The sequence below is a fragment of the Ruegeria sp. AM4 genome (assembly GCF_056540665.1).
Genome location: NZ_JBQFXD010000011.1, coordinates 45,337 through 68,367, shown reverse-complemented (window position 1 = coordinate 68,367; position 23,031 = coordinate 45,337). Strand labels below are relative to the sequence as shown.

Annotated in this window: 22 protein-coding genes; 11 read left to right on the top strand and 11 right to left on the bottom strand. The window is 57.8% G+C overall.

Going from position 1 to position 23,031, the window contains the following annotated elements; genetic code table 11:
* Positions 1 to 331: 331 nt before the first annotated feature.
* The gene (gene sfsA / locus ACR0JA_RS17955) at positions 332 to 1,030 is read right to left on the bottom strand and encodes a DNA/RNA nuclease SfsA (RefSeq protein WP_480578028.1); all 699 of its coding nucleotides are present in this window, start codon (positions 1,028 to 1,030) and stop codon (positions 332 to 334) included.
* Between the two features lie 50 nt (positions 1,031 to 1,080).
* Between sfsA and ACR0JA_RS17950 the strand changes: the two genes are divergently transcribed.
* Genes ACR0JA_RS17950 through ACR0JA_RS17935 form a run of 4 tightly spaced genes read left to right on the top strand, consistent with a single transcriptional unit; the run spans position 1,081 to position 3,991 of the window.
* Entirely contained in the window at positions 1,081 to 1,803 is a 723-nt protein-coding gene (locus ACR0JA_RS17950; RefSeq protein WP_480578025.1) for a competence/damage-inducible protein A, read from the top strand.
* Positions 1,800 to 2,513 (top strand): GNAT family N-acetyltransferase, encoded by a 714-nt coding sequence (locus ACR0JA_RS17945; RefSeq protein WP_480578023.1) that lies wholly within the window; start codon positions 1,800 to 1,802, stop codon positions 2,511 to 2,513. The genes ACR0JA_RS17950 and ACR0JA_RS17945 overlap by 4 nt, the downstream gene beginning before the upstream one ends.
* A gap of 45 nt (positions 2,514 to 2,558) precedes the next feature.
* Positions 2,559 to 3,092 carry a peroxidase-related enzyme gene (locus ACR0JA_RS17940; RefSeq protein ID WP_480578273.1) on the top strand — a complete coding sequence of 178 codons (534 nt, stop codon included), beginning with the start codon at positions 2,559 to 2,561 and terminating at the stop codon, positions 3,090 to 3,092.
* Complete coding sequence (locus ACR0JA_RS17935) at positions 3,089 to 3,991, top strand: OmpA family protein (protein WP_480578020.1); 903 nt, start codon at positions 3,089 to 3,091, stop codon at positions 3,989 to 3,991. Before ACR0JA_RS17940 ends, ACR0JA_RS17935 begins: the two co-directional genes overlap by 4 nt.
* Before the next feature lie 356 nt (positions 3,992 to 4,347).
* Here the strand turns inward: ACR0JA_RS17935 and ACR0JA_RS17930 are convergent, their stop codons facing one another.
* Together ACR0JA_RS17930 and ACR0JA_RS17925 are read right to left on the bottom strand one after the other, a co-directional pair.
* A complete protein-coding gene (locus tag ACR0JA_RS17930) occupies positions 4,348 to 5,838 on the bottom strand; it encodes an inorganic phosphate transporter (RefSeq protein WP_480578017.1) in 1,491 nt (496 codons plus the stop codon).
* A gap of 330 nt (positions 5,839 to 6,168) precedes the next feature.
* Positions 6,169 to 7,074: a LysR family transcriptional regulator gene (locus ACR0JA_RS17925; RefSeq protein ID WP_480578014.1), complete on the bottom strand. Its 906-nt coding sequence runs from the start codon at positions 7,072 to 7,074 to the stop codon at positions 6,169 to 6,171.
* Between the two features lie 228 nt (positions 7,075 to 7,302).
* Between ACR0JA_RS17925 and ACR0JA_RS17920 the strand changes: the two genes are divergently transcribed.
* A complete protein-coding gene (locus tag ACR0JA_RS17920) occupies positions 7,303 to 7,743 on the top strand; it encodes a DUF4399 domain-containing protein (protein WP_480578011.1) in 441 nt (146 codons plus the stop codon).
* A gap of 26 nt (positions 7,744 to 7,769) precedes the next feature.
* Here the strand turns inward: ACR0JA_RS17920 and ACR0JA_RS17915 are convergent, their stop codons facing one another.
* From ACR0JA_RS17915 to ACR0JA_RS17905, 3 genes are all read right to left on the bottom strand, one after another.
* Positions 7,770 to 8,147 (bottom strand): hypothetical protein, encoded by a 378-nt coding sequence (locus ACR0JA_RS17915; protein ID WP_480578008.1) that lies wholly within the window; start codon positions 8,145 to 8,147, stop codon positions 7,770 to 7,772.
* On the bottom strand, positions 8,144 to 8,395 hold the full coding sequence (locus ACR0JA_RS17910; RefSeq protein WP_480578005.1) for a hypothetical protein: 252 nt from the start codon (positions 8,393 to 8,395) through the stop codon (positions 8,144 to 8,146). Before ACR0JA_RS17910 ends, ACR0JA_RS17915 begins: the two co-directional genes overlap by 4 nt.
* A 97-nt stretch (positions 8,396 to 8,492) precedes the next feature.
* A complete protein-coding gene (locus ACR0JA_RS17905) occupies positions 8,493 to 10,520 on the bottom strand; it encodes an FAD-dependent oxidoreductase (RefSeq protein WP_480578002.1) in 2,028 nt (675 codons plus the stop codon).
* 137 nt (positions 10,521 to 10,657) lie between these two features.
* Here ACR0JA_RS17905 and ACR0JA_RS17900 point away from each other — a divergent pair, with 137 nt between their 5' ends.
* Positions 10,658 to 11,149, top strand: a complete 492-nt coding sequence (locus ACR0JA_RS17900; protein WP_480578000.1) for an RNA pyrophosphohydrolase — start codon at positions 10,658 to 10,660, stop codon at positions 11,147 to 11,149.
* Positions 11,150 to 11,298: 149 nt separating this feature from the next.
* Here the strand turns inward: ACR0JA_RS17900 and ACR0JA_RS17895 are convergent, their stop codons facing one another.
* From ACR0JA_RS17895 to nth, 3 genes are all read right to left on the bottom strand, one after another.
* A complete protein-coding gene (locus tag ACR0JA_RS17895) occupies positions 11,299 to 12,135 on the bottom strand; it encodes a hypothetical protein (protein ID WP_480577997.1) in 837 nt (278 codons plus the stop codon).
* 161 nt (positions 12,136 to 12,296) lie between these two features.
* Entirely contained in the window at positions 12,297 to 13,286 is a 990-nt protein-coding gene (locus ACR0JA_RS17890; RefSeq protein WP_480577995.1) for an adenosine kinase, read from the bottom strand.
* Complete coding sequence (gene nth, locus ACR0JA_RS17885; RefSeq protein ID WP_480577993.1) at positions 13,283 to 13,927, bottom strand: endonuclease III; 645 nt, start codon at positions 13,925 to 13,927, stop codon at positions 13,283 to 13,285. The genes ACR0JA_RS17890 and nth overlap by 4 nt, the downstream gene beginning before the upstream one ends.
* Positions 13,928 to 14,142: 215 nt before the next feature.
* Here nth and ACR0JA_RS17880 point away from each other — a divergent pair, with 215 nt between their 5' ends.
* The 3 genes from ACR0JA_RS17880 (at position 14,143) to ACR0JA_RS17870 (ending at position 16,718) form a co-directional block, all read left to right on the top strand.
* Positions 14,143 to 15,186 carry a heme-binding protein gene (locus ACR0JA_RS17880; RefSeq protein ID WP_480577990.1) on the top strand — a complete coding sequence of 348 codons (1,044 nt, stop codon included), beginning with the start codon at positions 14,143 to 14,145 and terminating at the stop codon, positions 15,184 to 15,186.
* Between the two features lie 68 nt (positions 15,187 to 15,254).
* On the top strand, positions 15,255 to 16,106 hold the full coding sequence (locus ACR0JA_RS17875; RefSeq protein WP_480577987.1) for a bifunctional helix-turn-helix domain-containing protein/methylated-DNA--[protein]-cysteine S-methyltransferase: 852 nt from the start codon (positions 15,255 to 15,257) through the stop codon (positions 16,104 to 16,106).
* Positions 16,107 to 16,283: 177 nt separating this feature from the next.
* Entirely contained in the window at positions 16,284 to 16,718 is a 435-nt protein-coding gene (locus tag ACR0JA_RS17870) for a glyoxalase superfamily protein (protein WP_480577984.1), read from the top strand.
* Between the two features lie 58 nt (positions 16,719 to 16,776).
* On the opposite strand, the gene ACR0JA_RS17865 is transcribed toward ACR0JA_RS17870, so the two are convergent.
* Positions 16,777 to 18,216 carry an aldehyde dehydrogenase family protein gene (locus ACR0JA_RS17865; protein WP_480577981.1) on the bottom strand — a complete coding sequence of 480 codons (1,440 nt, stop codon included), beginning with the start codon at positions 18,214 to 18,216 and terminating at the stop codon, positions 16,777 to 16,779.
* 218 nt (positions 18,217 to 18,434) lie between these two features.
* Between ACR0JA_RS17865 and ACR0JA_RS17860 the strand changes: the two genes are divergently transcribed.
* Together ACR0JA_RS17860 and ACR0JA_RS17855 are read left to right on the top strand one after the other, a co-directional pair.
* Positions 18,435 to 19,085 (top strand): peroxiredoxin, encoded by a 651-nt coding sequence (locus tag ACR0JA_RS17860; RefSeq protein ID WP_170521286.1) that lies wholly within the window; start codon positions 18,435 to 18,437, stop codon positions 19,083 to 19,085.
* Between the two features lie 190 nt (positions 19,086 to 19,275).
* Positions 19,276 to 20,760, top strand: a complete 1,485-nt coding sequence (locus ACR0JA_RS17855) for a pyridoxal phosphate-dependent decarboxylase family protein (protein WP_480577978.1) — start codon at positions 19,276 to 19,278, stop codon at positions 20,758 to 20,760.
* Positions 20,761 to 20,841: 81 nt separating this feature from the next.
* On the opposite strand, the gene pnp is transcribed toward ACR0JA_RS17855, so the two are convergent.
* The gene (pnp, locus tag ACR0JA_RS17850) at positions 20,842 to 22,992 is read right to left on the bottom strand and encodes a polyribonucleotide nucleotidyltransferase (RefSeq protein ID WP_480577975.1); all 2,151 of its coding nucleotides are present in this window, start codon (positions 22,990 to 22,992) and stop codon (positions 20,842 to 20,844) included.
* Between the last annotated feature and the right edge of the window lie 39 nt (positions 22,993 to 23,031).

Sequence of the window (23,031 nt, the reverse complement as noted above, 5' to 3'; positions counted from 1 at the left end):
ATTACTGTCACAACGACTTGATCAGAGGGCGGCAGACAGTTCGTTTTTTTGCCGCGCAGCAATTTTGACTTGGAGTTTCAGTTGAGTTTGGTCAATCTTTAGTCGTTTTGTCGGTGCTGCTTCTTTTGGGCGTTTGTGCAGCCGGGTTCATTCTGGGGCGAAAGGCAAAGAAGAGCGCGGCGCGACAAACACATGGTCCACATTCACCCGCGCTGGGCCGTGATCAAGCAAAAATTGTGGAAAGCAAAGGGGCCGGAATGGCTGATGGCGGTCGATGATTGTCCTTTTATCGCGTAGCTGAGGCTAATCGCCGATCAAACTGTTCCACTAATTAGAATTCGAAGCGGTCCCCCAGCTTAACACCTTCCGGCGATACCCGCGTCCCGTAGACCAACCTCTCAACCCCCTGCGCCTGCGCCGCGTCAAACGCCGTTGCATAGGCCGGGTCAATATCCGCAGCCAGCGCGAAGTGGTCGCAATCGGTGCGTTGCACCAGGTAGAGCATGATCGCACGGTGCCCCTGTGCGACCATCGTTGCCAGTTCACCCAGATGTTTGGTGCCGCGCGCGGTGACGCTGTCGGGGAACTCGGCCAGACCGGGCTGGCGAGACAGGGTGACGCTTTTGACCTCGACATAGATGTCGGGCAGCCCGGGCTGGGTCAGCAGGAAATCAATACGGCTGTTTTCGCCATATTTGACCTCTGGCCTCACGGTCTCATAAGCCGCCAATTCGGGAATCTGACGTGCCTCCAGCGCCGCGCGCAGCGCCCTGTTGGGGACCGAGGTATCGACGCCGGTGAAATGGCCGTTCTCGTGATCGACCAGCCGCCAGCCGTATTTCAGCTTTTTCTTCGGATCGTCGTTGGGTTCCAACCAGATCTTCTCACCCGGTTCAGCCAGCCCCAACATCGAGCCGGGATTGGCGCAATGCGCGGTGACTTCGCGCCCGTCTTCCAGGGTGCAATCGGCCAGAAAGCGTTTGTAGCGGCGGACAAGGCGGGCGGGAACAAGGGGGGTTTCAAATCGCATGTCTCAGGGCCTATACCTGCGGAAAGGGTCGATCAAGGGGAGCACGCGCCATGCCGAACCCAACCGCAGCCATGCTGGTCATTGGCGATGAAATCCTGTCTGGCCGCACCCGCGACGCCAACATGCACTTTCTTGCGCAGGAACTGACAAAACACGGTATCGATCTGAAAGAGGTTCGCATCGTCAGCGATGACGCGCCCGCGATCGAAGCGTCGGTCAAAGCCCTGTCCGAAAATTTCGAGCATGTGTTCACCAGCGGCGGGATCGGTCCGACCCATGACGACATCACTGCCGATTGTATCGCGCGGGCCTTTGGCGCGGCGATTGACGTCCGCGCCGACGCGCGCGCGCTGCTTGAGGCGCATTACGACAAGTCGGGCCTTGAGCTGAACGCGGCGCGCCTGCGCATGGCGCGCATACCTGATGGCGCCACGCTGATCGATAATCCGGTCTCAACCGCGCCGGGCTTCACTCTTGCGAATGTGCACGTCATGGCCGGGGTGCCTTTGGTCTTTCAGGCGATGGTTGCCAGTGTTCTGCCGACCCTGACGGGTGGCGCGCCATTGTTGTCACAAACCCTGCGCGTGGATCGGGGCGAAGGTGATATCGCGGCGACCCTTTCGTCGTTGGCAGAGGATTATGGCGATCTGTCTATCGGGTGCTATCCGTTCCAGACCAACGGTGTTTTCGGGGCCAATGTCGTGATCCGGGGAACCGAAGGCGGTCGCATCGACGCGGCGATGACCAGATTGGCCCGCGAGCTGGATCAGTGAGCACCAACTGGGCGGATATTGTCGACGGTACCTGGCCCGCGGCGCGATATGAAAGGCTCGGCCCGTTTCAGTTGCGCGCAGGGCAGGGCGGTGGCTCGCGCGTGTCCGCGGCCAATCCGGTCGGGGCGTTCACGGTGCAGGATGTAGAGGCTGCAGAACAGGCCATGCTGGCCATGGGTCAGCGGCGTATTTTCTGCTTGCGCCCGGGCGACGAGGATCTGGACGCGCAACTGGCGCAGCGCGGTTACGACATACTGGATCCGGTCAATATTTACACCTGCCCGGTCGAACATCTGACTGACATCCCGATCCCGCGCGTCACGGTATTCACCATTTGGGAGCCACTGGCGATCATGCGTGAAATATGGGCGCAGGGCGGCATTGGTCCTGAACGTGTGGCGGTGATGGAACGTGCGCCCGGGCCAAAAACCGGCTTGTTGATGCGGTCGAAAGACCAATCGGCGGGCACTGGATTTGTCGCGATTCACGATGGTGTTGCCGTTGTTCACGCGTTGGAGATCCTACCTGCGCATCGCCGTCAGGGGCTGGGGCAATGGGCCATGCGCACCGCGGCCATCTGGGCGCGGAATATAGGTGCTCATACCCTTGGGGTGATCTGCACCAAGGCGAATGTCGGCGCGAACGGCCTTTACCATTCACTCGGCATGCGGATCGTGGGAGAGTACCACTATCGCGTCAAAGGAGACTGAGCCACCGTGACAGACCAGACCAAGCCCACCGCGCTGAATTTGCACATGGTGGATCCGTTGCCGCCTGAGACACAGAAATATTTCGACATCTGTGTCGAGAAACTGGGCATGGTGCCGAATGTGCTGAAGGCCTATGCCTTCGACATCGACAAGCTGAACGCTTTCACCACGATGTATAACGACCTGATGCTGGCCGACAGTGGGTTGTCGAAACTGGAACGCGAGATGATTGCGGTGGTCGTGTCATCGATCAACAAGTGCTACTATTGTCTGGTTGCCCACGGCGCCGCGGTCAGGCAATTGTCGGGTGATCCGCAATTGGGTGAGATGCTGGTGATGAACTATCGCGTTGCACCTCTGGACGTGCGGCAGCGTGCCATGCTGGACTTTGCCGCCAAAATGACAACGGGCAGTGCCGAGATTGAGGACTCTGATCGTCAAAGACTGCGGGATGCGGGTTTCTCTGGCCGCGACATCTGGGATATCGCCAATGTGGTCGGATTTTTCAACATGACCAACCGGGTGGCCAGCGCAACGGGCATGGTGCCGAACCCCGAATACCACGCGCAATCCCGATGATCCGGCCGCTGTCGCTCTGCCTCGTCCTGCTGGCCCAAGCGGCTATTGCGCAAGACCTGAGCCTGCCAAACAACGCGCGCCAGATCAGCGAGCGGATCAGCCCGCTGGACAGCTACGACCTGCCGACGGGTGTTTATACCGACGATGCGGTGCCAGCCCGCACCGTCGAAGGTCGCGTCGAGCGCACGACTTGGCGATTGCAATCCGGGTCCAGCACGACGCTGCAAATCCTCGCCCCGCTGCGCACCCAACTTGAGGCGCAGGGTTATGACATTCTGTTCGAATGCGAGGCGCGTGCCTGCGGCGGGTTCGATTTCCGCTTCGGGACCGAGGTGGTTCCGACCCCCGATATGTATGTGGCCATTCAGGACTATCGGTTTCTGTCCGCCACACGCGGCGAGGATGTGCTGAGCCTGTTGATCAGCCGCAACCCGCCTGATGGTTTCATTCAGCTGATCCGGGTGAGTCCGGTTGCCGCGTCCGCGCCGCCGCCTTTGGTGGTTGAGGACGCGGTCAGCGATCCGGGCGACGTTTTGCGGGTGTTGCAACGCGACGGGCATGTGATCCTGGACGATCTGCACTTTTCAACAGGCGAGGTAGCGCTTGGTCCGGGGCCATTTGCGTCGCTGAAACTCCTCGCAGGTTACCTGGCCGAAAATCCGCAGGTCAGACTGGCTCTGGTTGGGCACACGGATGATACCGGTAGCCTTCAGGCCAATACTGCGGTCAGCACGAAACGTGCGCAGGCGGTTCGGACCCGACTGATCGATGCACATGAAATCGCCGCCGATCGCATTGAGGCGCAAGGCGTTGGATACCTGGCGCCGATCACGTCGAACGCGACCCCCGAAGGCCGCGATACCAACCGTAGGGTCGAGGCCGTTCTGCTGGTCAACTGACCCTGATACTGCCTTTCAAAGGAAGGGTGGCGGATCGCTTCCCCAAATTTCTTGGACCGCTCACATTCAGGGGCGACCGGTGAGGCGGACAAAAAGGCTCAACCTCTTGGATGCAGTGATGTGCCCTTCGAAATGCTCGGTCGGACCTTGAGACCGTCAAGTCATCGAAAGCAGCCATTCATTGCGGCAAGGCCACCCTCATTCGCCATAAATTCTTTCGTGACTTCCTTGCGGGCGAAACGCACTTTCGTGCAGTCATTGTCTCACCCCTTTATTCGATCGAGCGGAACCGCACGAAGCTTAAGTTACTGCGTTCGATCAACACCGCGGCGAAAGGCGCTCAATCACAGAGCTTTCTAAACAAGCCCCATTCCAAAGGTAATCACAAAGAAGATAATCGCTGAGAGAATGGCGGCGGCAGGCACCGTTACCACCCATGCCGCAATGATGGTCATAAAGTGAGACCGGCGAACGAGTTTGCGACGGCGCCGTTCTTCAGGGGCATAGACAGGGCGAGATGGCATGGCAATTCGGGCCTTTCGAATACGACGCTCGGCATCCCATTCACGGAAAAATCCGACGCCAAAAACACCGCCTACAGCAATATGGGTCGAGCTTACGGGTAAGCCTAGCCAACTTGCTATGATGACCGTGATCGCTGCTGAAAGAGCCACACAATAAGCACGCATTGGGTTCAGCTTCGTAATCTGGCTGCCAACCATTCGAATGAGTTTCGGACCAAATAGGAACAAGCCGAACGATATACCGAATGCGCCGATAACCATCACCCAAACGGGGATGGTAATAGCGTCGGTAAAGTTGCCGGACTTTGAGGCCTGCACGATCGCTGCAAGAGGGCCTACTGCGTTGGCTACGTCGTTTGCACCATGCGCAAAACTCAGCAAAGCCGCAGAAACAATCAAGGGAATCCCAAATAGGACTTTCAAAGACTTGTTACGATTCTCCAGACCTTGTGATTGCTTGCGAATGACAGGGACCATTGCCGCCCAGATGATGCCACCGACAACAACACCGATCAGAAGTGCGGTTGGCAGGTCAATCTTGATGATCTTCTTTAGACCCTTCAAAGCAAGATAAGTTGCAAACGCACCGGCCATGATGCCAACAAGTACAGGTACCCATTTGCGTGCCGCGGCAATTTTGTCGTCCTGATAGATGATCCGCGATTTGATCAGTGCCAGGAATAGCGCGGCAATCAAGCCACCTAGGACAGGTGAAATCACCCAACTGGCTGCTATCGCACTCATGGTCGACCAGTTGACCGCGGAAAAACCGGCCGCAGCGATGCCCGCGCCCATCACTCCGCCAACGACAGAATGGGTTGTGGATACTGGTGCACCAACCCAAGTTGCCAGGTTCACCCACAGCGCAGCAGAGAGGAGCGCTGCCATCATTGCCCAGATAAATACTTCGGCTGTGGCCATGCTTTCAGGCTCGGTGATGCCCTTCGCGATAGTTGAAACCACATCTCCACCGGCAATAAGCGCTCCTGCACTTTCGAATACAGCCGCTATCGCAATGGCTCCACCCATGCTCAGTGCATTTGCGCCAACCGCCGGACCCATGTTGTTGGCAACATCATTTGCACCGATGTTCAGCGCCATATAAGCGCCGAAACAAGCTGCCACGACAACAATCATTGAGTTGTTGGTTTGTCCAAACAACAACATCGCCGCCAGCCCAGCTAGGACGACAAAAACCAGCGAAATACCGGGCCCGACCAATGGCCGTCCAACATAACTTGTGGCCCGTTCAAGACTCGATAGTCGATCCAGGTCACGATCAAGCGTTTCAAGGTGGCGCGGATCGCCTTGTCGGTCGGTCATGTTGTTTCCCCAAAATCCGCGATGTGGTTACATTGGATGTGGGTGGACAATCAATTGCAACTTGCCGTTAACTCAGATTACAGCGCAAAAAATGTTGCAAGCTTTTTCAAGACAACCGTGTGTATTGAATTAAGTGCCTTCGATCCGCAATCTTACGTGCGGGGTCCAACACATCCTTTTCAGACCCTACCTGAACCTCCGCAGCGGGCTCATTGCGGTCGCTTGAGGCGAACGACACCCGGCAGCGCCTTTTTGTACGCTTAACTTTCGCACATAAAAAAGAGGCCCGCGAAATTCAACGCAGGCCGTTAGTTTACCGTAGGGAGAATCTTACCAGTTCATCGGTCCCTTTTCGGAGAAGGACTCGACAAGGAAATCAATGAACGCGCGTACTTTGGGCTGAGTAAACCGCCCCGGTGGGTAGACTGCAAAGACGCCCTGAACCTCGTCCGGCAGCGACGGCATTGCGTCCACAACTTCGCCGGTTTTCAACGCGTCGGCATAAAGATAGCTGGGCAAATAGGCGATACCGAGGCCCGAGATGGCGGCATTCAGCAGAGATTGCCCGTCATTCACGCTCAGCCAGCCAGCGGTGCGAACCTGACGTTTTTCACCCGAAGGGGCTGTCAGTCGCCAGACATTTCCGGACGACTGGCTCGAGTAATGCAGCAGCTTGTGTTCGTTCAGGTCGTCGATCTTTTGCGGATGACCGAACTGTTCGATGTATTTCGGCGATGCGACCATGCGTTTGACCGTTTCGGTCAGCTTGCGGGCGCGCAGGGTGCTGTCCTCCAACTCGCCAATGCGCACGGCCACGTCAAACCCTTCGGAAATCAGTTCCACATAGCGGTTGTTCAGCACCATATTCACGGTGATCTCGGGATAGGCGGACAGAAAGTCCGACAGAACCGGCGACAGGTGGTTCACCCCGAAATCCGTGGCCACGCTGATCCGCAGCAGACCAGATGGTGCCGACTGCATCGACGTGACTAGCGCGTCAGCCTCGCCTGCATCGTTCAGGACACGGCGCGCGCGGTCATAATAGGCCAAGCCAATTTCGGTTGGTGATACCCGGCGCGTTGTCCGGTTCAGCAGCCTTGCACCCAATCGCGCCTCAAGGCTCGACACGTGCTTGGACACGGCCGATTTGGAGATGCCCATCTTCTTGGCCGCGTCGGTGAAGCCACCCTGGTCCACCACGTTGGAAAAGGCCTCCATTTCGGTCAGTCGATCCATTCTCGTTCCCCAGGTCTTCTGTTCGTTGTCTCACTTTCGCGATCAATCTGGGCGAGAACTGGGCAGACATGGGATAATATCAGGGTTTTGAATCGGATCGTTTGCGACTGGGAAACGCCGAAAACACCGACCCAGCACGATTTGGGCTTATAAAAATGCTGAGATTTCAGGCAATCGCCTGAAATGTGCTATGTTGAGAATGGCATTTTTGTGACCACGGAGGAGAAGATGAAAACAATTCTGACATCCCTGGCGATGATCCTGATGGCCGGTTTTGCAATGGCCGGAGGCGAAACACCGTCGAACCCCGACGCGAAGGTCTATTTCGTGAACCTGTCGGACGGCGACACCGTGACATCGCCAGTCACAGTCGTCTTTGGCCTCAGCGGTATGGGCGTGGCCCCTGCAGGGACCGAGAAGGAAAATACCGGGCACCACCATCTTCTGGTCGACCGCCCACCTTTGGGCGAAGGTGAGGACGGCGCGGATGAACTCGCCTATGGGTTGCCGTCAGATGACAATCACCTTCATTTCGGCGGTGGTCAGACCGAGGTCACGCTGGACCTGGCGCCGGGCGAGCATACGCTGCAACTGGTGCTGGGCGATGCCGGCCACGTGCCGCACGCCACGCCGATTGTGTCCGAGGTGATAACAATTACAGTGGAATAGGCTGCGTGGCCGTTCCGCCGAATTAACTATGCAGCTGGGGGCAACAGAAATACCCCGCGCGCCAGGCCCGAGTTCAACCGCTCATTTGAATACCATTGGTTAAGCACAGTCTTGGTCATCAAATCGGGGTTTTCCAGAATGAAGTCTTCAAAATCGTCGGTTTTGGTAGTGGCAAGGCGCTCTGCAATCAGGCTCATGAACGCGTAGGTGATCGTAAGGTTGAACTTGTCCGGAGCGCCTGCCTTCGCAGCCAGCGCGCGGATTCCTTTGGCGTACGTCGCGGCGGCATCAATGAAGTCATACTTGTGCAGCAGATCGTATGCGACCCGCACATGTTCGGCATGCCCGAATGTCGAGTTGTCTATGGCGTGTGCCTCGAACGCGCGGGTGATGTCGGCGCTCATTCCTCGTCCTCCTTGAAACGGTGGCTGTCTTCCGCTGTCCAGTCGAGGTCGTAGACATTTTTGAGCTGTTTGATCTTTTTAAGCGTCTCTTCGGAAAACGCCGGTTTGTTTTCAAAACTGTGCAGGGCGATACCTTCGATCAGATCGCCAAGCGTCATGTCCAGCGACTCTGCCAGTCCCTTGAGGACTTTCAGCAAACGCTTCTCGATTCGAATCCCCGTCTGGGTGCGTTCTATATTACGTCTCATGGGCGTACATATGTATATTGTTACCATTTGAGTCAAGCGGCACAAAAAAGCCGCCTCAATTGAGACGGCTTCCCTCAATGCCAATGTAGTTGTCGCTTTATAGTGAGGCCGCCAACCGCGTGCCCTGATTGATCGCGCGCTTTGCGTCCAGCTCGGCGGCCACGTCGGCGCCGCCGATCACGTGCGGTTCGATCCCCAGTTTGATAAGGTCGTCGGCAAGGCTGCGATCAGATACCTGTCCTGCGCACAGAACAATCGTATCCGCTGCCACCACCTGCGGGTTTTCGCGCGTTTCACCAAAACTGATATGCAACCCGTCGTCATCGATCCGCTCATAGTTCACGCCGCCGACAAACTCGACATTCTTCATCTTCAGCGTCGCGCGGTGAATCCAGCCGGTTGTTTTGCCCAGCCCCTTGCCGTGCCGCTGCGCCTTGCGTTGCAGCAAGGTGACCTGCCGCGCCGGGGCCTGAGGTTGCGGGCCTTCCGGGGCCAGGCCCGAGCGGTGCTCGGCCGGGTCGGTGACGCCCCATTCCTTCATCCATGCGGGCAGGTCGGTGGTGACGCTGTGACCGTCTTCCAGCAGGAATTCCGACACATCAAATCCGATCCCACCAGCGCCGATGACGGCAACGGACTGTCCCACGGCAGCCTTGCCACGCAACACATCGACATAGCTGAGGACATTTTCGCGTTCTTGCCCGGGAATTTGCGGGTCGCGCGGGGTAACACCGGTGGCGATGATCACCTCGTCATAGCCGGTCAGGTCGTCGGCCTTCACCTCGCGGTTGAGTTCCACCTGCACGCCCAGATCGGACATCATGGTGCGATACCAGTCGACGAGGCCCCAGAACTCCTCTTTACCTGGCACCTGTTTGGCCATGTTCAACTGGCCGCCGACCTCTGGCGCGCGGTCGAAAAGGGTCACGTTGTGGCCGCGCTGGGCTGCGGTCATTGCGGTGGACAATCCGGCGGGACCAGCGCCGACGATGGCGACGCTCTTCGGTGTCTCGGCCTTGCCGATTACCAACTCTGTTTCATGACAGGCACGCGGGTTCACAAGGCATGAGGTCAGTTTGCCGCCGAAAGTGTGATCCAGACAGGCCTGGTTGCAGGCAATACAGGGTGCGATGCGTGCGCCTTGACCGGCAATGGCCTTGTTGACGAAATCCGCATCTGCAAGCATCGGTCGCGCCAGTGAGACCATATCGGCACAGCCCGTTGCCAGAACCTCTTCGGCCACTTCGGGTGTGTTGATCCGGTTCGATGTGATCAACGGGATCCCGACCTTGCCCATCAGCTTTTGCGTCACCCACGCGAATGCCGCACGCGGTACGCTCGTGGCGATGGTCGGAATACGGGCTTCGTGCCAGCCAATGCCGGTGTTGATGATCGTAGCCCCGGCCTGTTCGATCCGCTGCGCCAGTTGCACAACTTCGTCATGGGTGGAGCCGTTGGGGATCAGATCAATCATCGACAGGCGGTAGATGATGATGAAGTTGGTGCCGACCGCCTGACGCGTACGGCGTACCACCTCGATCGGCAATCGCATCCGGTTCTCATACGACCCGCCCCAACGGTCGGCGCGTTTGTTCGTGTGGGTCACCAGGAACTGATTGAGGAAATACCCCTCGGACCCCATGATCTCGACCCCGTCATAACCGGCCTGCTGCGCCAGCACCGCGGCGTTGACAATGTCGCTGATCTGCTTTTCGATGCCTTCTTCGTCCAGCTCATGCGGCGGGAACGGCGAAATTGGAGACTTCACCGGGCTGGGCGCAACGCATTTGGGACCATAGGCATATCGACCCGCGTGCAGGATCTGCATGGCGATCTTGCCACCTGCTTTGTGCACGCGCCGCGTGACGATGGAGTGGTTCGCGACCTCTTGGTCATTGGTCATCATCGACGCGCCGGGCAGAACCGAGCCTTCGAGGTTCGGACCAATGCCGCCCGTGACCATCAGTGCCACACCCCCGCGCGCTCGGTCGGCATAAAACTCGGCCACCCGGTTCCAGTCGCCGGTTTCCTCAAGGCCTGTATGCATCGAGCCCATCAGCACGCGGTTCTTCAGCGTGGTAAAGCCCAGATCCAGCGGGGCCAGCATGTTTGGGTACGCAGTCATGACGAACTCTCCCTCGCGTATTTGCCGCTTAGATTGACCTTCGCGTCAACGTTGTCACGCGAAACCTAACGTCAAACTCTTTGCGCCGGGCCCGGGGCTTGGTAGAGACGTGCCACCCCACTTGCACGAGGCCGAACATGACCCCCGAAGAAATTGCCAAACTGCCCTACCGCCCCTGCGTCGGGCTGATGTTGATGAATGCCGACGGGAAGATATTTGTCGGCCAGCGCAATGACCGCCACAAAGATGCCTGGCAGATGCCCCAAGGCGGCGTGGACAAGGGCGAAGACACGCGCGATGCAGCCTTGCGAGAACTGTGGGAGGAAACAGGCGTTACTGCCGATCTGGTCGAGGTCGTCGCCGAAACCGACGGTTGGCTGCCCTACGATCTGCCCCACGATATCGTACCCAAAATCTGGAAAGGTCGCTATCGCGGGCAGGAACAGAAATGGTATCTGCTGCGGTTCACCGGCCGCGACGATCAGATCAATATTGAAACGGACCATCCCGAATTTACACATTGGAAGTGGCAGGAGCCGAACCGGCTGATCGAAGAGATCGTGCCCTTCAAACGTGATGTTTATGCGCGTGTGGTAGAGGCCTTTCGAGGATTCTTACTCGAGTTTTGACTACGGTTCGCTTTGTTGAGCGTATTCTGGATCGCGGACAATTCCGTCACCTTCTGCGAAGCGATACTGGAAGGCTTGAAGAATGGTCGCTGTGCGGACAAACCTGCCATTCACTCTCAAGAGCCAGATGTCTGCTTAAAAGGGCACAATCAGTTCTGCTCAATCCAGCTAACTATGACTTCGCGCACGTATTGATCGATCAAGATCCAATCTGGAGGTGCGGAGTTGCCTTCTATCCAAAGTTCGTAACGGACCTGAAGGTTCTGCCTCATACGGTACTGCACAGAACAAGTCCTACTTCCGCAGCCAATCCTTATCCGCGTTCCAATCGGTGATGTATAGCTTTCTGGGAAGAGCCAACCTCCGGAAATTGGAGTAGCATTTTCCCCCGAACGCCTAACAAACCCATCAGATACCTCGACACCTTCTGCTAGAATGGTGCCATTCCGCCGGGTTTCGCTGTCTTCGGCAGCTTTTGTTCCAGGCGAGGAAAACCTTACAGATCTGACGCGCACACCCTCGATGCCTGCTATGCTGAATTTCCCGTGACTCAGCCTAGGATCAATGAAACCGCCCCAAAGGCCAGTTGCATTTATCGGTTCGATTTGGCAGGGCAGGAAATTCAAAAGCTGCCCGCCGGTTCCGAGGACAGTTACCAGCCAGCCACTCGGGTTAGGGAACGCGAAAACCGTACGCTCAAGTACATTACCGTCAGCATCAATCACTGTACGCAAAGAGACTTCCAATTCGTCGCCGTAACACTCAGCGAGATTAGTTTCATTGGAAGAAGCTGTTAAAATCATCTGCTCAGAAGCAGCGTCCTCGGCTAGTGCCCCAGTTTCGATTTCTGCTGGGAAAGCCTGCCCACTACCTTCATACCCGAGTGTATTTGACAGATATGCATATGCCTGTTGGCTCCCGAGCCAAATAAACACCGTACAAAATGAGAGCAATGCACGTCCCCGGCGTTTATTCAATAAATTCAATTTCGTGCACTCGACTAGAAGTCGCCACGGCAATCCAGTTGATGCATGCATACTTTGATAGTGCGGTCAATGTTGTTCTTAATAGTTGCTCGCGTGATTGTGCCTGACAGTTGATTGCAAAGCCGACATTTATCCATTGAGCAGCATTTGACACATTGGCCTCAAAGCAGTCCTTCGGCGCGCAGAAGCTCGCGCATGTTCGCCTCCGGCCTTGGGCCAATATGGCTGATGACTTCGCGGGCACAGACATTGCCGATGCGGGCACAGGTTTCAAAGTCGCGGCCTGTGGCCATGCCAAACAGGAACCCTGCGGCGAACTGGTCGCCTGCGCCGGTCGCATCCACCGGCACCACCTTTTCCACGGCAACATCCGTGCGCTGGCCGTCGTTCAGAACGGTGACGCCGTCGCCAGAGCGGGTGCACACGACCAGAGGGCAAATCGCGGCGGTTTTTGCCAATGCCTCTTCCAGATCGTCGGTTTCGAACAGCGACTTGATCTCAGCTTCGTTGCCGATCAAAAAATCCAGTTCGTTTTCGATCAGCAGCAGGAAATCGACCCGGTGACGCTCGACGCAGAACGGGTCGGAAATGGCGATACCGGCCTTGCCGCCGCCCTTGTGGCAGTTGCGCGCCGCCTCAAGAAAAGCCGCCTTGCCTTTTTCCTTGTCGAACAAATAGCCCTCGAGGAACATGATCTGGCTATTGCCAGCCACATCGGCCGATACGTCCTGCGACGAAAGCTCGGACGAGATGCCCAGATAGGTGTTCATCGACCGCTCACCATCGGGTGAGACAAAGATCATCGACCGCGATGTCGGCAATTCACCCCCGGGCACCGGGGGATTGACGAAATCGACGCCATCCTCGTTCATCGCATCCGCGTAGAACCGGCCCAAAGCGTCATCGTGCACACGTCCGATGAACGCCGCGTCCAGACCCAGCGCTCCGGCCCCTGCGATCGTGTTTGCAACCGACCCGCCCGGCGTCTGCACCCGTCCTTCCATCGCACCGTAAAGGACCTCGCCGCGATCGCGTTCGATCAGCTGCATGATGCCTTTTTCGATGCCCATCAATTCCAGGAAACTGTCATCGGCCTGGGAGATCACGTCCACAACGGCATTACCGATGCCAGTCAATTGGTAGGTTTTCATAGAGTCTTATCCTCAAATTCGCAGAGATCGCGGATGATACAGGTCGGGCACTGCGGTTTGCGTGCCTTGCAGTGATAACGGCCATGCAGGATCAGCCAGTGATGTGCATGCAGCTGATAGTCGGTCGGGATGTTGTCTTCGATGGCGCGTTCGACAGCGTCCACGTTCTTGCCGGGGCAAATGCCGGTCCGGTTGCCGACGCGAAAGATATGGGTATCAACGGCCTGCGCCGGATACCGCCACCACATGTTCAGAACCACATTGGCGGTCTTGCGCCCGACACCGGGCAGCGATTGCAGGGCGGCGCGGGAATTGGGCACTTCGCCGCCATAATCATCGACCAGAATGCGGCTGAGTTTTATCACGTTCTTGGCCTTTTGCCGGAACAGCCCGATGGTTTTGATATGTTCGGTCAGCCCCTCTTCGCCCAGATCAAGCATCTTTTGCGGCGTGTCGGCGATCTTGAACAATGCCCGCGTCGCTTTGTTTACGCCTGCATCGGTCGCTTGCGCAGACAGTGCCACCGCCACGACCAGAGTGTAGACGTTCACATGCTCCAACTCGCCCTTCGGTTCGGGGTCGGCGTCATGAAACCGTGCAAAGATCTCGCGGATCTGGTGATATCCTAGCTGTTTGGCCATGCGGGGACGTATGCATGTATTGTCGCGCAGGGCAAGCAGTTGGCGTGCGGTATTTAACCAGCGGGATTCTGCTCAACGGGACGCAGCCTTTAGCGCTTTACGTAGGGTAAGGCAATTCTGTGTTACAATCCTGAGGCGCGTATCAGTTTGTATTTCAGCGCTTAGTTGCCCGCGACGGCGGGTTGTTTTCTTATTTCCTATTGAAAGGTTTACTCATGGCGAACCCAGATCTTGCCGCAAAGATGCAGTCCCTTCACCGGTCTGTTGAACTGGCACATCAAGGTGACGATGACCTCGGCCCACTCAAGCTTTTGCCGGGCGTATGGAAGAACGCAGAAGGCACGCGCGGGCGTGGCTGGAACATGATTGCGTTGCCCTTTGCGACCGAGCCGGGCAGTCGGATCAACTACCGCCTTCTGGTCAACCAGTACGAAGAAACGCTGCAATTCACCACAGTCGACAAGGCGGTGCCGAACCGGGGGATCGAACGCCCGGATCCATCGACGGGCAACCCGTCCTTCGACACCGATCAGTTCGTTGTTACGCTGGACTATCAGCAATCGATCGCGCAGCTCGCGGCCGAGGACAACCCCGTCAGCGGAAAGGCAGGTCCGGCAGATCTGCCGATCCACCACGAGCCCGGCCTGTTCCTGCATATGACGAATTTCACCACCAGCGAACTGGATGTGGCGCGGCTTGGGACAATCCCGCACGGCAACTCTCTGCTGGGATTGGGACAGGCGCAAGTCATCAACGGCCCGCCGACGATACCAGCGGTGGATGGTTTGCCAGAGGGTGCAACCAAGGACCTCAACAGCGGCTATCTGACGCCCTACAAACATTTCAACGACAACCCGTTCAAGGGCAACATCACGCACCCACAATTCGAGGGCTTCAACCCGGTTCATCCGCATCAGCTGTTGGAACTGGGCGTTCCCAACAATGTGGTGAGAACTACGGTGCTGCCCTTCAATACCGAGCTTGAGAAAGCCGGTATCGTCAACATCCCCTTCATCGAAAAACAGGCGGATGCGGCGGTTATGGATTCGATTTTCTGGATCATGGAACTGGATGAGCCTGGCGTCGGGAAAGAGCCAAAGCTGATGATGATGTATCTGCAAAATGTGGGGCTGGATTTCTTCCCGAAATTTGGTCAGCAGCCCGGTCTGATCCGTTGGCCGCATGTCAGCATCAACACGATGGAGAAAGTGGCGCCACCGGAAGAAGCTGAACGCTATCCCTACAAGCCCGGAGTCTGATAGCGCAAGAAACGGGTCGCACTTCGCATCGGATCGCGCCATGCTGATCCCGTAGAAGGAGTGCGACCATGAACGTTCAGACCCCCGAAAGCGGCTATCACTACAATGTCATGCGCCGGGCGATCGACCTGATCGACCAGGGCGGCGAGGGTCTCAGCCTGGACGAGCTGGCCCGCCAGATGGACATGAGCCCAGCGCATTTTCAGCGGCTGTTCTCACGCTGGACCGGCGTGTCGCCGAAACGGTACCAGCAATATCTTACGCTGGGCCATGCCAAGGCATTGCTGCGCGAACGCTTCACGACGCTTGAGACCGCACATAATGTCGGCCTGTCCGGCAGTGGTCGCCTGCACGATCTCTTCCTGAAGTGGGAATCCATGAGTCCCGGTGAATACGCCCGCAAGGGCGCGGGTCTGACCATCTATTGGGGCTGGTTCGAAAGCCCCTTTGGTCCGGCGCTGGTGATGGGCACCGACAAGGGCATCTGCGGCATCGCGTTTGGGGCCGAAACCGGCGAGGAAGACGCGATGGATGATATGCTCTCGCGCTGGCCGCAGGCGGTTTTTGTCGAGGATCCCATGCGCCTGCGCCCCTGGGTGCTGAGCGCATTTGGTGCGGCCAGCAACCGGGTAGAACCAACGCCGCTATACCTGATCGGCTCACCCTTGCAGATCAAGGTGTGGGAAGCACTGATGCACATCCCGTCGGGTCAGGTCACAACCTATTCCGAGATCGCACAGCGGGTCGGATCACCCCAGGCGGTTCGCGCCGTGGGCACTGCTGTTGGCCGCAACCCGGTCAGCTGGCTGATCCCGTGTCACCGTGCTTTGCGCAAATCCGGCGGTCTGGGTGGTTATCATTGGGGCCTGCCCGTGAAACGCGCCATGCTGGCCTATGAGGCCGCGCAGGCTGACGTCTGATTGACAGAACGGCCCGAGGCTGCCAAAAGGCGCGGCAGGTTCGGGTCCCCTGCCGTTCGCGGCCCTTTGGCTTTGGTGAAACCCGATGACTCAACATCTGTTGCCCTTTCCAGGCGCGCGGATGGCAATGCGAACCCCATCCTGATCTCGCGCCCCCTTTAGGAAACGAGGCAATCCATGACTGCATCAAACGAAATCGCTCCGATAAGGGAGCTGAAGGCGCAGGCGAAACGTCTGCGCGAAAGACTACGCGCAATGGGTGTTCACCTGTCGCACAGCGAAACGCTTGAGAGGTTGGCGCATCAGCACGGCCTGCGCGATTGGAACACGCTCAGCGCGCAGGCGGGCAATCGGGTCCATTTGCGCGTTGGTGGCCGAGTTAAAGGCAGATACCTGGGTCAGCCTTTCACAGCGGAAATTCGCAGCCTGTCGAAACTGGGCGACGGAGCATATCGCCGATTAACGCTGCACTTCGACACGCCAGTGGATGTCGTGCGCTTCGAAAGCTTCTCATCTTTCCGACAGCGCGTCAGCGGAGTGATCGGCTGGGATGGCCGCTCGTCGCACAAAACCTCGGACGGGGAACCCCAGCTTTTGGTCCGTCCAGCCTGAATACAAAGCGAGGCACCCGAATGGGTGCCTCACAACTGGATTACGCAAGGTGGAGGGGTTATTCTGCCGCCCAGCCTCCGACGGCTTTGACCTCAAGGAAATCTTCCAACCCCCAGACACCGCCTTCGCGCCCGTTGCCGGATTGCTTCATGCCCCCAAAAGGCGAGCCCGCGCTGCGCGACTGGCCGTTCATTTCGACCATGCCCGAACGCAGTTGCCGCGCCATCCGATTGGCGCGCGCGCCGTCCTGGGTCTGAACATAGTTTGTCAGGCCATAGGGCGTGTCATTGGCGATCTCGATGGCTTCTTCCTCGGAATCAAACGGGATCATGGTCAGAACCGGACCAAAGATTTCCTCGCGCGCGATGGTCATCTGATTGTTGGCATCGGCAAATACCGTCGGGCGCACATAGTAACCCTTGTTCAGGCCCTCCGGCCGCCCGGTACCACCCGCAACCAGACGCGCACCCTCATCAATGCCCTTCTGGATCAGGTCCTGAATTTTGGTCCACTGCACCTCGTTCACAACCGGACCGATATGGCGACCTTCGTCTTGTGCGCTGCCAACGCTGACCTTGCCGGCCACTTCGGCTGCGGTTTCCACGGCCTGATCGTAAATCGGGCGCTGCACCAGCATACGGCTCGGGGCGTTACAGCTTTGGCCGGTGTTGTTCATCATGTGCAGCACGCCGCGTTTGACCGCCTTTTCGTCTGCATCCGCAAAGATGACATTTGCACCCTTGCCGCCCAGTTCCAGATGCACTTTCTTCAACGTCTCAGCGGCGGCCTTAGAAATCGCGGTGCCCGCGCGCGTCGAGCCGGTAAAGCTGACCATGTCCACATCCGGATGGCTTGACAGTTGCGAGCCGACGCCCACCCCGTCGCCATTCACAAGGTTGAACACGCCCGCAGGGAACCCGGCCTCGTCCATCATCTCGGCAAAGATCATCGCGTTCAGAGGGCTTTGCTCGGACGGTTTCAGGACCATCGTGCACCCGGCGATTGCCGCTGCGCCCACCTTGAGGGTGATCTGGTTCATCGGCCAGTTCCAGGGTGTGATCAGGGCGGCAACTCCGACCGCCTCGTGGATGATCCGATCATTCGGGGCGTGCTCGCCCAGCGGGCGTTCGAACGGAAACGCCTTGGCGGCGCGAACAAAGTTCTTCAGGTGCCAGATCCCGGCCCCGGATTGCTGCGTGCGGGCCATGTCGATCGGGGCACCCATTTCAAGCGACATCGCTTGGGCAAGATCTTCGGACCGGGTCTGGTAGATCTCGACCAGCTTTTCAACCAATGCGATGCGGTCCTCGACCGGGGTGGCCATCCAGCCGGGCAGGGCGGCTTTGGCGGCGGCCACGGCGGCGTTGGTATCTGCCTGGGACCCAAGCGAAATTACCGCGCAGGCTTCTTCGGTCGACGGGTTGATGACCTGAAAATCATGTGTCGCGGATGGGGCCACCCATTCGCCGTTGATGTAGAAATTGCGCTTTTCGATCATGGCAGCTCCTCCTGACCCACGTTATGCCGACCATGCGGTCGGTTTTGTGGCACTCTGTCATTCGTCAAACGCCTGGGCAAGTCGATTCCCGAAGGCAGCTGCAAATCGCGCGAATTCGGATTTTCCTGGATTAGACGCATCTGAAAGGTTTATCGCAGCCGTAAAGTGATTAAGTTTGCTGCATCCGAGTCGCCTGCATTACGAAAAGGAGAATCCTTATGGGTTTGCGTATCAACGACACCGTCCCGAATTTTACCGCAGAAACGGATCAGGGCACTGTCCAGTTCCATGATTGGATTGGCGACAGCTGGGCCATTCTGTTCTCGCACCCCAAGGATTTCACGCCTGTCTGCACCACCGAGTTTTCGGCAGTCGCCCAGTTGAACGATGAATGGGCAGCGCGGAACACCAAAGTGATCGGAGTGTCGGTCGATGGGGTGGAAGACCACAAAAAGTGGAAGAAGGATATCGAGGCCTACGGCAATGCCAATCCCGGTTTCCCGATCATCGCCGATGACGGTCTGGCGGTGTCGAAAGCCTTCGACATGCTGCCCGCCGAGGCCTATCTGCCCGACGGTCGCACACCGGCTGACAGTGCCACCGTGCGTTCGGTCTTTATCATTGGCCCCGACAAGCAGTTGAAACTGTCGATGACCTACCCGATGACCGTGGGCCGCAACTTTGCCGAGATCCTGCGCGCGCTCGACGGGCTGCAGATGTCCGCCAAAGGTGTTGCCACCCCGGCCAACTGGGTGCCCGGAGAAGATGTGATCATCCCGCCAGCCGTGTCGAACGAAGACGCCAAGGAGAAGTTCGGCGAGTTCGAAACGATCTTCCCGTATCTGCGCAAAACCAAAGCGCCGTCGTAAGCCGGTATGACTATTTGGGGAGGCGTCACGCCTTCCCAACATTTCCGGTGATCCGCATCACTTGCAATGCGCACCGACAGCGAACGTATAGGCACGTCCAGACTTTTGCGGCACCGCTTCGGCTTGCATCCGATTGACACAGCATTCGACACCCTACAGACTTTGAACCTTTAGTCTTGGGGGCGTTGTCATGAGTAATTTCGAAGAATCTCTGGATCCGGAAGACTGGACCCTGTCGCGCGACGTTGCACATCGAATGGTTGACGACGCGATCGAACATTTGACCGAAGTCCGAGACCGCCATGTCTGGCAAGAGATGCCAGATACAGTGCGCAACTTCTTCAAATCGCCTGCTCCGATGGCACCTCAACCGCTGGATGCCGTCTACGCCGAACTTCAGACAAATCTTTTGCCGTATTCCATGGGCAATATTCATCCTCGGTTTTGGGGTTGGTACATGGGGTCATCCAATTTCACCGGCGCTTTGGGCGATTTTCTTGCGGCCGTTGACGGGTCAAACTTAGGTGGGGGCACGACCGCTGCCGCAATGATGGACACTCAGGTTGTCGACTGGTTCAAGGAACTGATGGGTTTTCCCGAGGATGCCAGTGGCACCCTCACCAGCGGTGGTTCGATGGCCAATATGGTTGCGCTGAATGTCGCGCGCAACGCGCTTGCCGGTGTGGATGTTCGCGTCGAAGGGATTCTGGGGATGCCGCAGCCGCTGAGGTTCTATGCATCAGATCAGGTCCATAGTTGTCATCAGAAGGCGCTTGAGACCATGGGTCACGGCGCGAAGGCACTTAGGGAAATTGAAAGCGACGACCATAACCGGATGAGCATTCCAGCGCTCGAGGCGGCTATTGCAGAGGATCGGGCCAACGGCATCAAACCGGCCTGTGTCATCGGAACGGCGGGCACGACGAATACCGGCGCCTTGGACGACTTGATTTCGATTGCCGAAATCTGTCGCCGCGAGGGCATGTGGTTCCATGTTGATGGATGTATCGGTGCATTTCTGCGCTTGTCTTCCCGCCATAGGGGGCTGGTCGATGGCATCGAATTGGCGGATTCCATTGCATTGGACCCGCACAAATGGTTGCACACCCCGTTCGAAGCAGGTTGCGTTCTGATCCGGGACGAACGGTTGCATTTCAACACTTTGGAGATGCATGGCGATTACCTGCAAATGCAGGAACGCGGGCTGATAGCGGGCAAGTTTCTGGCCGATTACAGTTTTGAACTCAGCCGGGGTTTCAAGGCGCTCAAGATATGGATGTCTTTGAAAGAAAACGGGGTCGAGAAGCTGGGTCGCCTGATTGACCAGAACATTGATCAGGCGCGGCATTTGGAGCAACTGATCGACGCCAACCCCAAGCTTGAGCTGATTGCACCAGTGGATCTGAACATCGTGTGTTTCAGATATGCCAACGGTGAGACGGACGAAGATCGCTTGAAAGAGATGAACACTGAAATCATGCTGCGCGTTCAGGAATCCGGTCTTGCGATCCCCTCGGACACGACGTTGGATGGAAAACACTGTCTGCGCGTCGCGGTTAACAATCACCGTACCCAGCGGCAGGATCTGGACCTGTTTATTGAGGGGGTACTGCGCGTCGGGGCTGAGGTCGAGAGCGAGCGCCACGCTGGTGTCCAGCCCGAAGGGCTCGCCTGATCAGTTTGGCATTTTTGTTTGGAGTGCAAAAAAAGACCCCGGAAAACCCGGGGTCTTTCGTGTTTGCGATGAAAGGTCAGATTACTCTGCGCTTTCCTCTTTCTTTTCTTTCTTCTCAGGCACGATCTCTTCGCCGGTTTCCTGATCGACAACTTTCATCGACAGGCGGACCTTGCCGCGATCGTCAAAGCCCAGCAGCTTGACCTTTACTTCCTGACCTTCCTTCAGAACATCCGACGGATGGTTCAGGCGGCGGTTTTCGATCTGGGACACGTGCACCAGACCGTCGCGCTTGCCAAAGAAGTTCACGAAGGCACCGAAGTCGACGATCTTGACGACCTTACCGGTATAGATCTGACCTTCTTCCGGCTCAGCAACGATCGAGTGGATCATCTCATAGGCTTTCTTGATCGATTCACCGTCGGGCGAGGCGATCTTGATCACGCCGTCGTCGTTGATGTCGACCTTGGCACCCGAAACCTCGACGATCTCGCGGATGACCTTACCGCCCGAGCCGATCACTTCGCGGATCTTGTCGGTCGGGATGTTCATGGTCTCGATGCGCGGGGCGTGGACCGAGAATTCGTTGGTCTCGGACAGGGCTTTGCCCATCTCACCCAGAATGTGCATCCGGCCGTCCTTGGCCTGCGCCAAGGCTTTCTCCATGATTTCGGGCGTGATGCCCGCGACCTTGATGTCCATCTGCAGCGAGGTGATGCCGTTTTCGGTACCCGCAACCTTGAAGTCCATGTCGCCCAGGTGGTCTTCATCACCCAGAATGTCCGACAGGATGGCGTATTCGCCGTCATCTTCCAGGATCAGACCCATGGCCACACCGGCAACCGGTGCTTTCAGCGGAACGCCTGCATCCATCATCGACAGCGAACCGCCGCAGACCGACGCCATCGAGGACGATCCGTTGGATTCGGTGATCTCCGACACGATGCGGATCGTGTAGGGGAAGTCGGTCGCCGCAGGCAGAACTGCCTGCAGGGCGCGCCATGCCAGCTTGCCGTGGCCGATCTCACGACGGCCGGGGCCACCGACGCGGCCAACTTCACCAACCGAATAGGGGGGGAAGTTGTAATGCAGCAGGAAGTTCGATTTGAAGTTGCCATGCAGCGCGTCGATGAACTGCTCATCATCACCGGTGCCCAGCGTGGTCACGGCCAGCGCCTGTGTTTCACCACGGGTGAACAGCGCGGAACCGTGCGTACGCGGCAGCATCGAGGTTTCTGCAACGATCGAACGGATATCGGTGGTCGAACGACCGTCGATCCGCTTGCCGCCTTTGACGACGTCGCCGCGCAGAATGCCTGCTTCCAGCTTTTTCATCGCGGAACCCAGGTTGCCGTCTTCCAGCTGTTCCTCGGTCAGTGCTTCCTTGATCGCTTCACGGGCAGCGGCAACAGCGGCGGTGCGCTCTTGCTTGTCGGTGATTGCGAAGGCGGCGCGCATCTGCTCTTCACCGGCGGCCTTAACGGCAGCATACAGCTCCGAGTAATCCGGTGCCTGGAAGTCAAACGGCTCTTTCGCGGCTTCTTCGGCGAGCGAGATGATCAGGTCGATGACCGGCTGAATCTGCTCATGCGCAAAGTTGACCGCACCCAGCATTTCGGCCTCGGACAGCTCGTAGGCTTCCGATTCCACCATCATCACGGCGTCTTTGGTACCGGCAACAACCAGATCCAGACGCTGTTCAGGGTTCAGGCGCAGGTCCTGCATGTCATCGACGGTCGGGTTCAGGACGTATTCGCCATCCTCGAAACCAACGCGGGCACCGGCGATCGGGCCCATGAACGGCGCGCCCGAGATGGTCAGCGCGGCAGAAGCAGCGATCATCGCGACGATATCGGGGTCGTTGACCAGATCGTGGGACAGCACGGTGCACATCACCAGAACTTCGTTCTTGAAGCCGTCAACGAACAGCGGGCGGATCGGACGGTCGATCAGACGCGCGGTCAGCGTCTCTTTCTCGGTCGGGCGCGCCTCGCGCTTGAAGAAGCCACCCGGAACCTTACCGGCGGCATAGTATTTCTCTTGGTAGTGGACGGTCAGCGGGAAAAAGTCCTGACCGGGTTTTTGCGCCCGCGCAAAGGTCACGTTCGCCATGACGCTGGTTTCGCCCAGCGTGGCGATCACGCTGCCGTCAGCCTGACGGGCAACCTTGCCGGTTTCCAGTGTCAGCGTCTCTTCGCCCCACTGCATTGATTTCTTTGTTACATCAAACATATGCGTATCCTAGAACGGAGCACTCCCGCCCCTGCGGGT

Excerpts from the sequence above, each read along its gene's own strand:
- ACR0JA_RS17865 (WP_480577981.1), bottom strand. The coding sequence starts at position 18,216 with ATGATCGAAAAGCGCAATTTCTACATCAACGGCGAATGGGTGGCCCCA.
- ACR0JA_RS17875 (WP_480577987.1), top strand. The coding sequence starts at position 15,255 with ATGAACGTTCAGACCCCCGAAAGCGGCTATCACTACAATGTCATGCGC.
- pnp (WP_480577975.1), bottom strand. The coding sequence starts at position 22,992 with ATGTTTGATGTAACAAAGAAATCAATGCAGTGGGGCGAAGAGACGCTG.
- ACR0JA_RS17880 (WP_480577990.1), top strand. The coding sequence starts at position 14,143 with ATGGCGAACCCAGATCTTGCCGCAAAGATGCAGTCCCTTCACCGGTCT.
- ACR0JA_RS17925 (WP_480578014.1), bottom strand. The coding sequence starts at position 7,074 with ATGGATCGACTGACCGAAATGGAGGCCTTTTCCAACGTGGTGGACCAG.
- ACR0JA_RS17935 (WP_480578020.1), top strand. The coding sequence starts at position 3,089 with ATGATCCGGCCGCTGTCGCTCTGCCTCGTCCTGCTGGCCCAAGCGGCT.
- ACR0JA_RS17860 (WP_170521286.1), top strand. The coding sequence starts at position 18,435 with ATGGGTTTGCGTATCAACGACACCGTCCCGAATTTTACCGCAGAAACG.
- nth (WP_480577993.1), bottom strand. The coding sequence starts at position 13,927 with ATGGCCAAACAGCTAGGATATCACCAGATCCGCGAGATCTTTGCACGG.
- ACR0JA_RS17890 (WP_480577995.1), bottom strand. The coding sequence starts at position 13,286 with ATGAAAACCTACCAATTGACTGGCATCGGTAATGCCGTTGTGGACGTG.
- ACR0JA_RS17940 (WP_480578273.1), top strand. The coding sequence starts at position 2,559 with ATGGTGGATCCGTTGCCGCCTGAGACACAGAAATATTTCGACATCTGT.
- ACR0JA_RS17930 (WP_480578017.1), bottom strand. The coding sequence starts at position 5,838 with ATGACCGACCGACAAGGCGATCCGCGCCACCTTGAAACGCTTGATCGT.
- ACR0JA_RS17855 (WP_480577978.1), top strand. The coding sequence starts at position 19,276 with ATGAGTAATTTCGAAGAATCTCTGGATCCGGAAGACTGGACCCTGTCG.
- ACR0JA_RS17900 (WP_480578000.1), top strand. The coding sequence starts at position 10,658 with ATGACCCCCGAAGAAATTGCCAAACTGCCCTACCGCCCCTGCGTCGGG.
- ACR0JA_RS17915 (WP_480578008.1), bottom strand. The coding sequence starts at position 8,147 with ATGAGCGCCGACATCACCCGCGCGTTCGAGGCACACGCCATAGACAAC.
- ACR0JA_RS17870 (WP_480577984.1), top strand. The coding sequence starts at position 16,284 with ATGACTGCATCAAACGAAATCGCTCCGATAAGGGAGCTGAAGGCGCAG.
- ACR0JA_RS17920 (WP_480578011.1), top strand. The coding sequence starts at position 7,303 with ATGAAAACAATTCTGACATCCCTGGCGATGATCCTGATGGCCGGTTTT.
- sfsA (WP_480578028.1), bottom strand. The coding sequence starts at position 1,030 with ATGCGATTTGAAACCCCCCTTGTTCCCGCCCGCCTTGTCCGCCGCTAC.
- ACR0JA_RS17905 (WP_480578002.1), bottom strand. The coding sequence starts at position 10,520 with ATGACTGCGTACCCAAACATGCTGGCCCCGCTGGATCTGGGCTTTACC.
- ACR0JA_RS17910 (WP_480578005.1), bottom strand. The coding sequence starts at position 8,395 with ATGAGACGTAATATAGAACGCACCCAGACGGGGATTCGAATCGAGAAG.
- ACR0JA_RS17950 (WP_480578025.1), top strand. The coding sequence starts at position 1,081 with ATGCCGAACCCAACCGCAGCCATGCTGGTCATTGGCGATGAAATCCTG.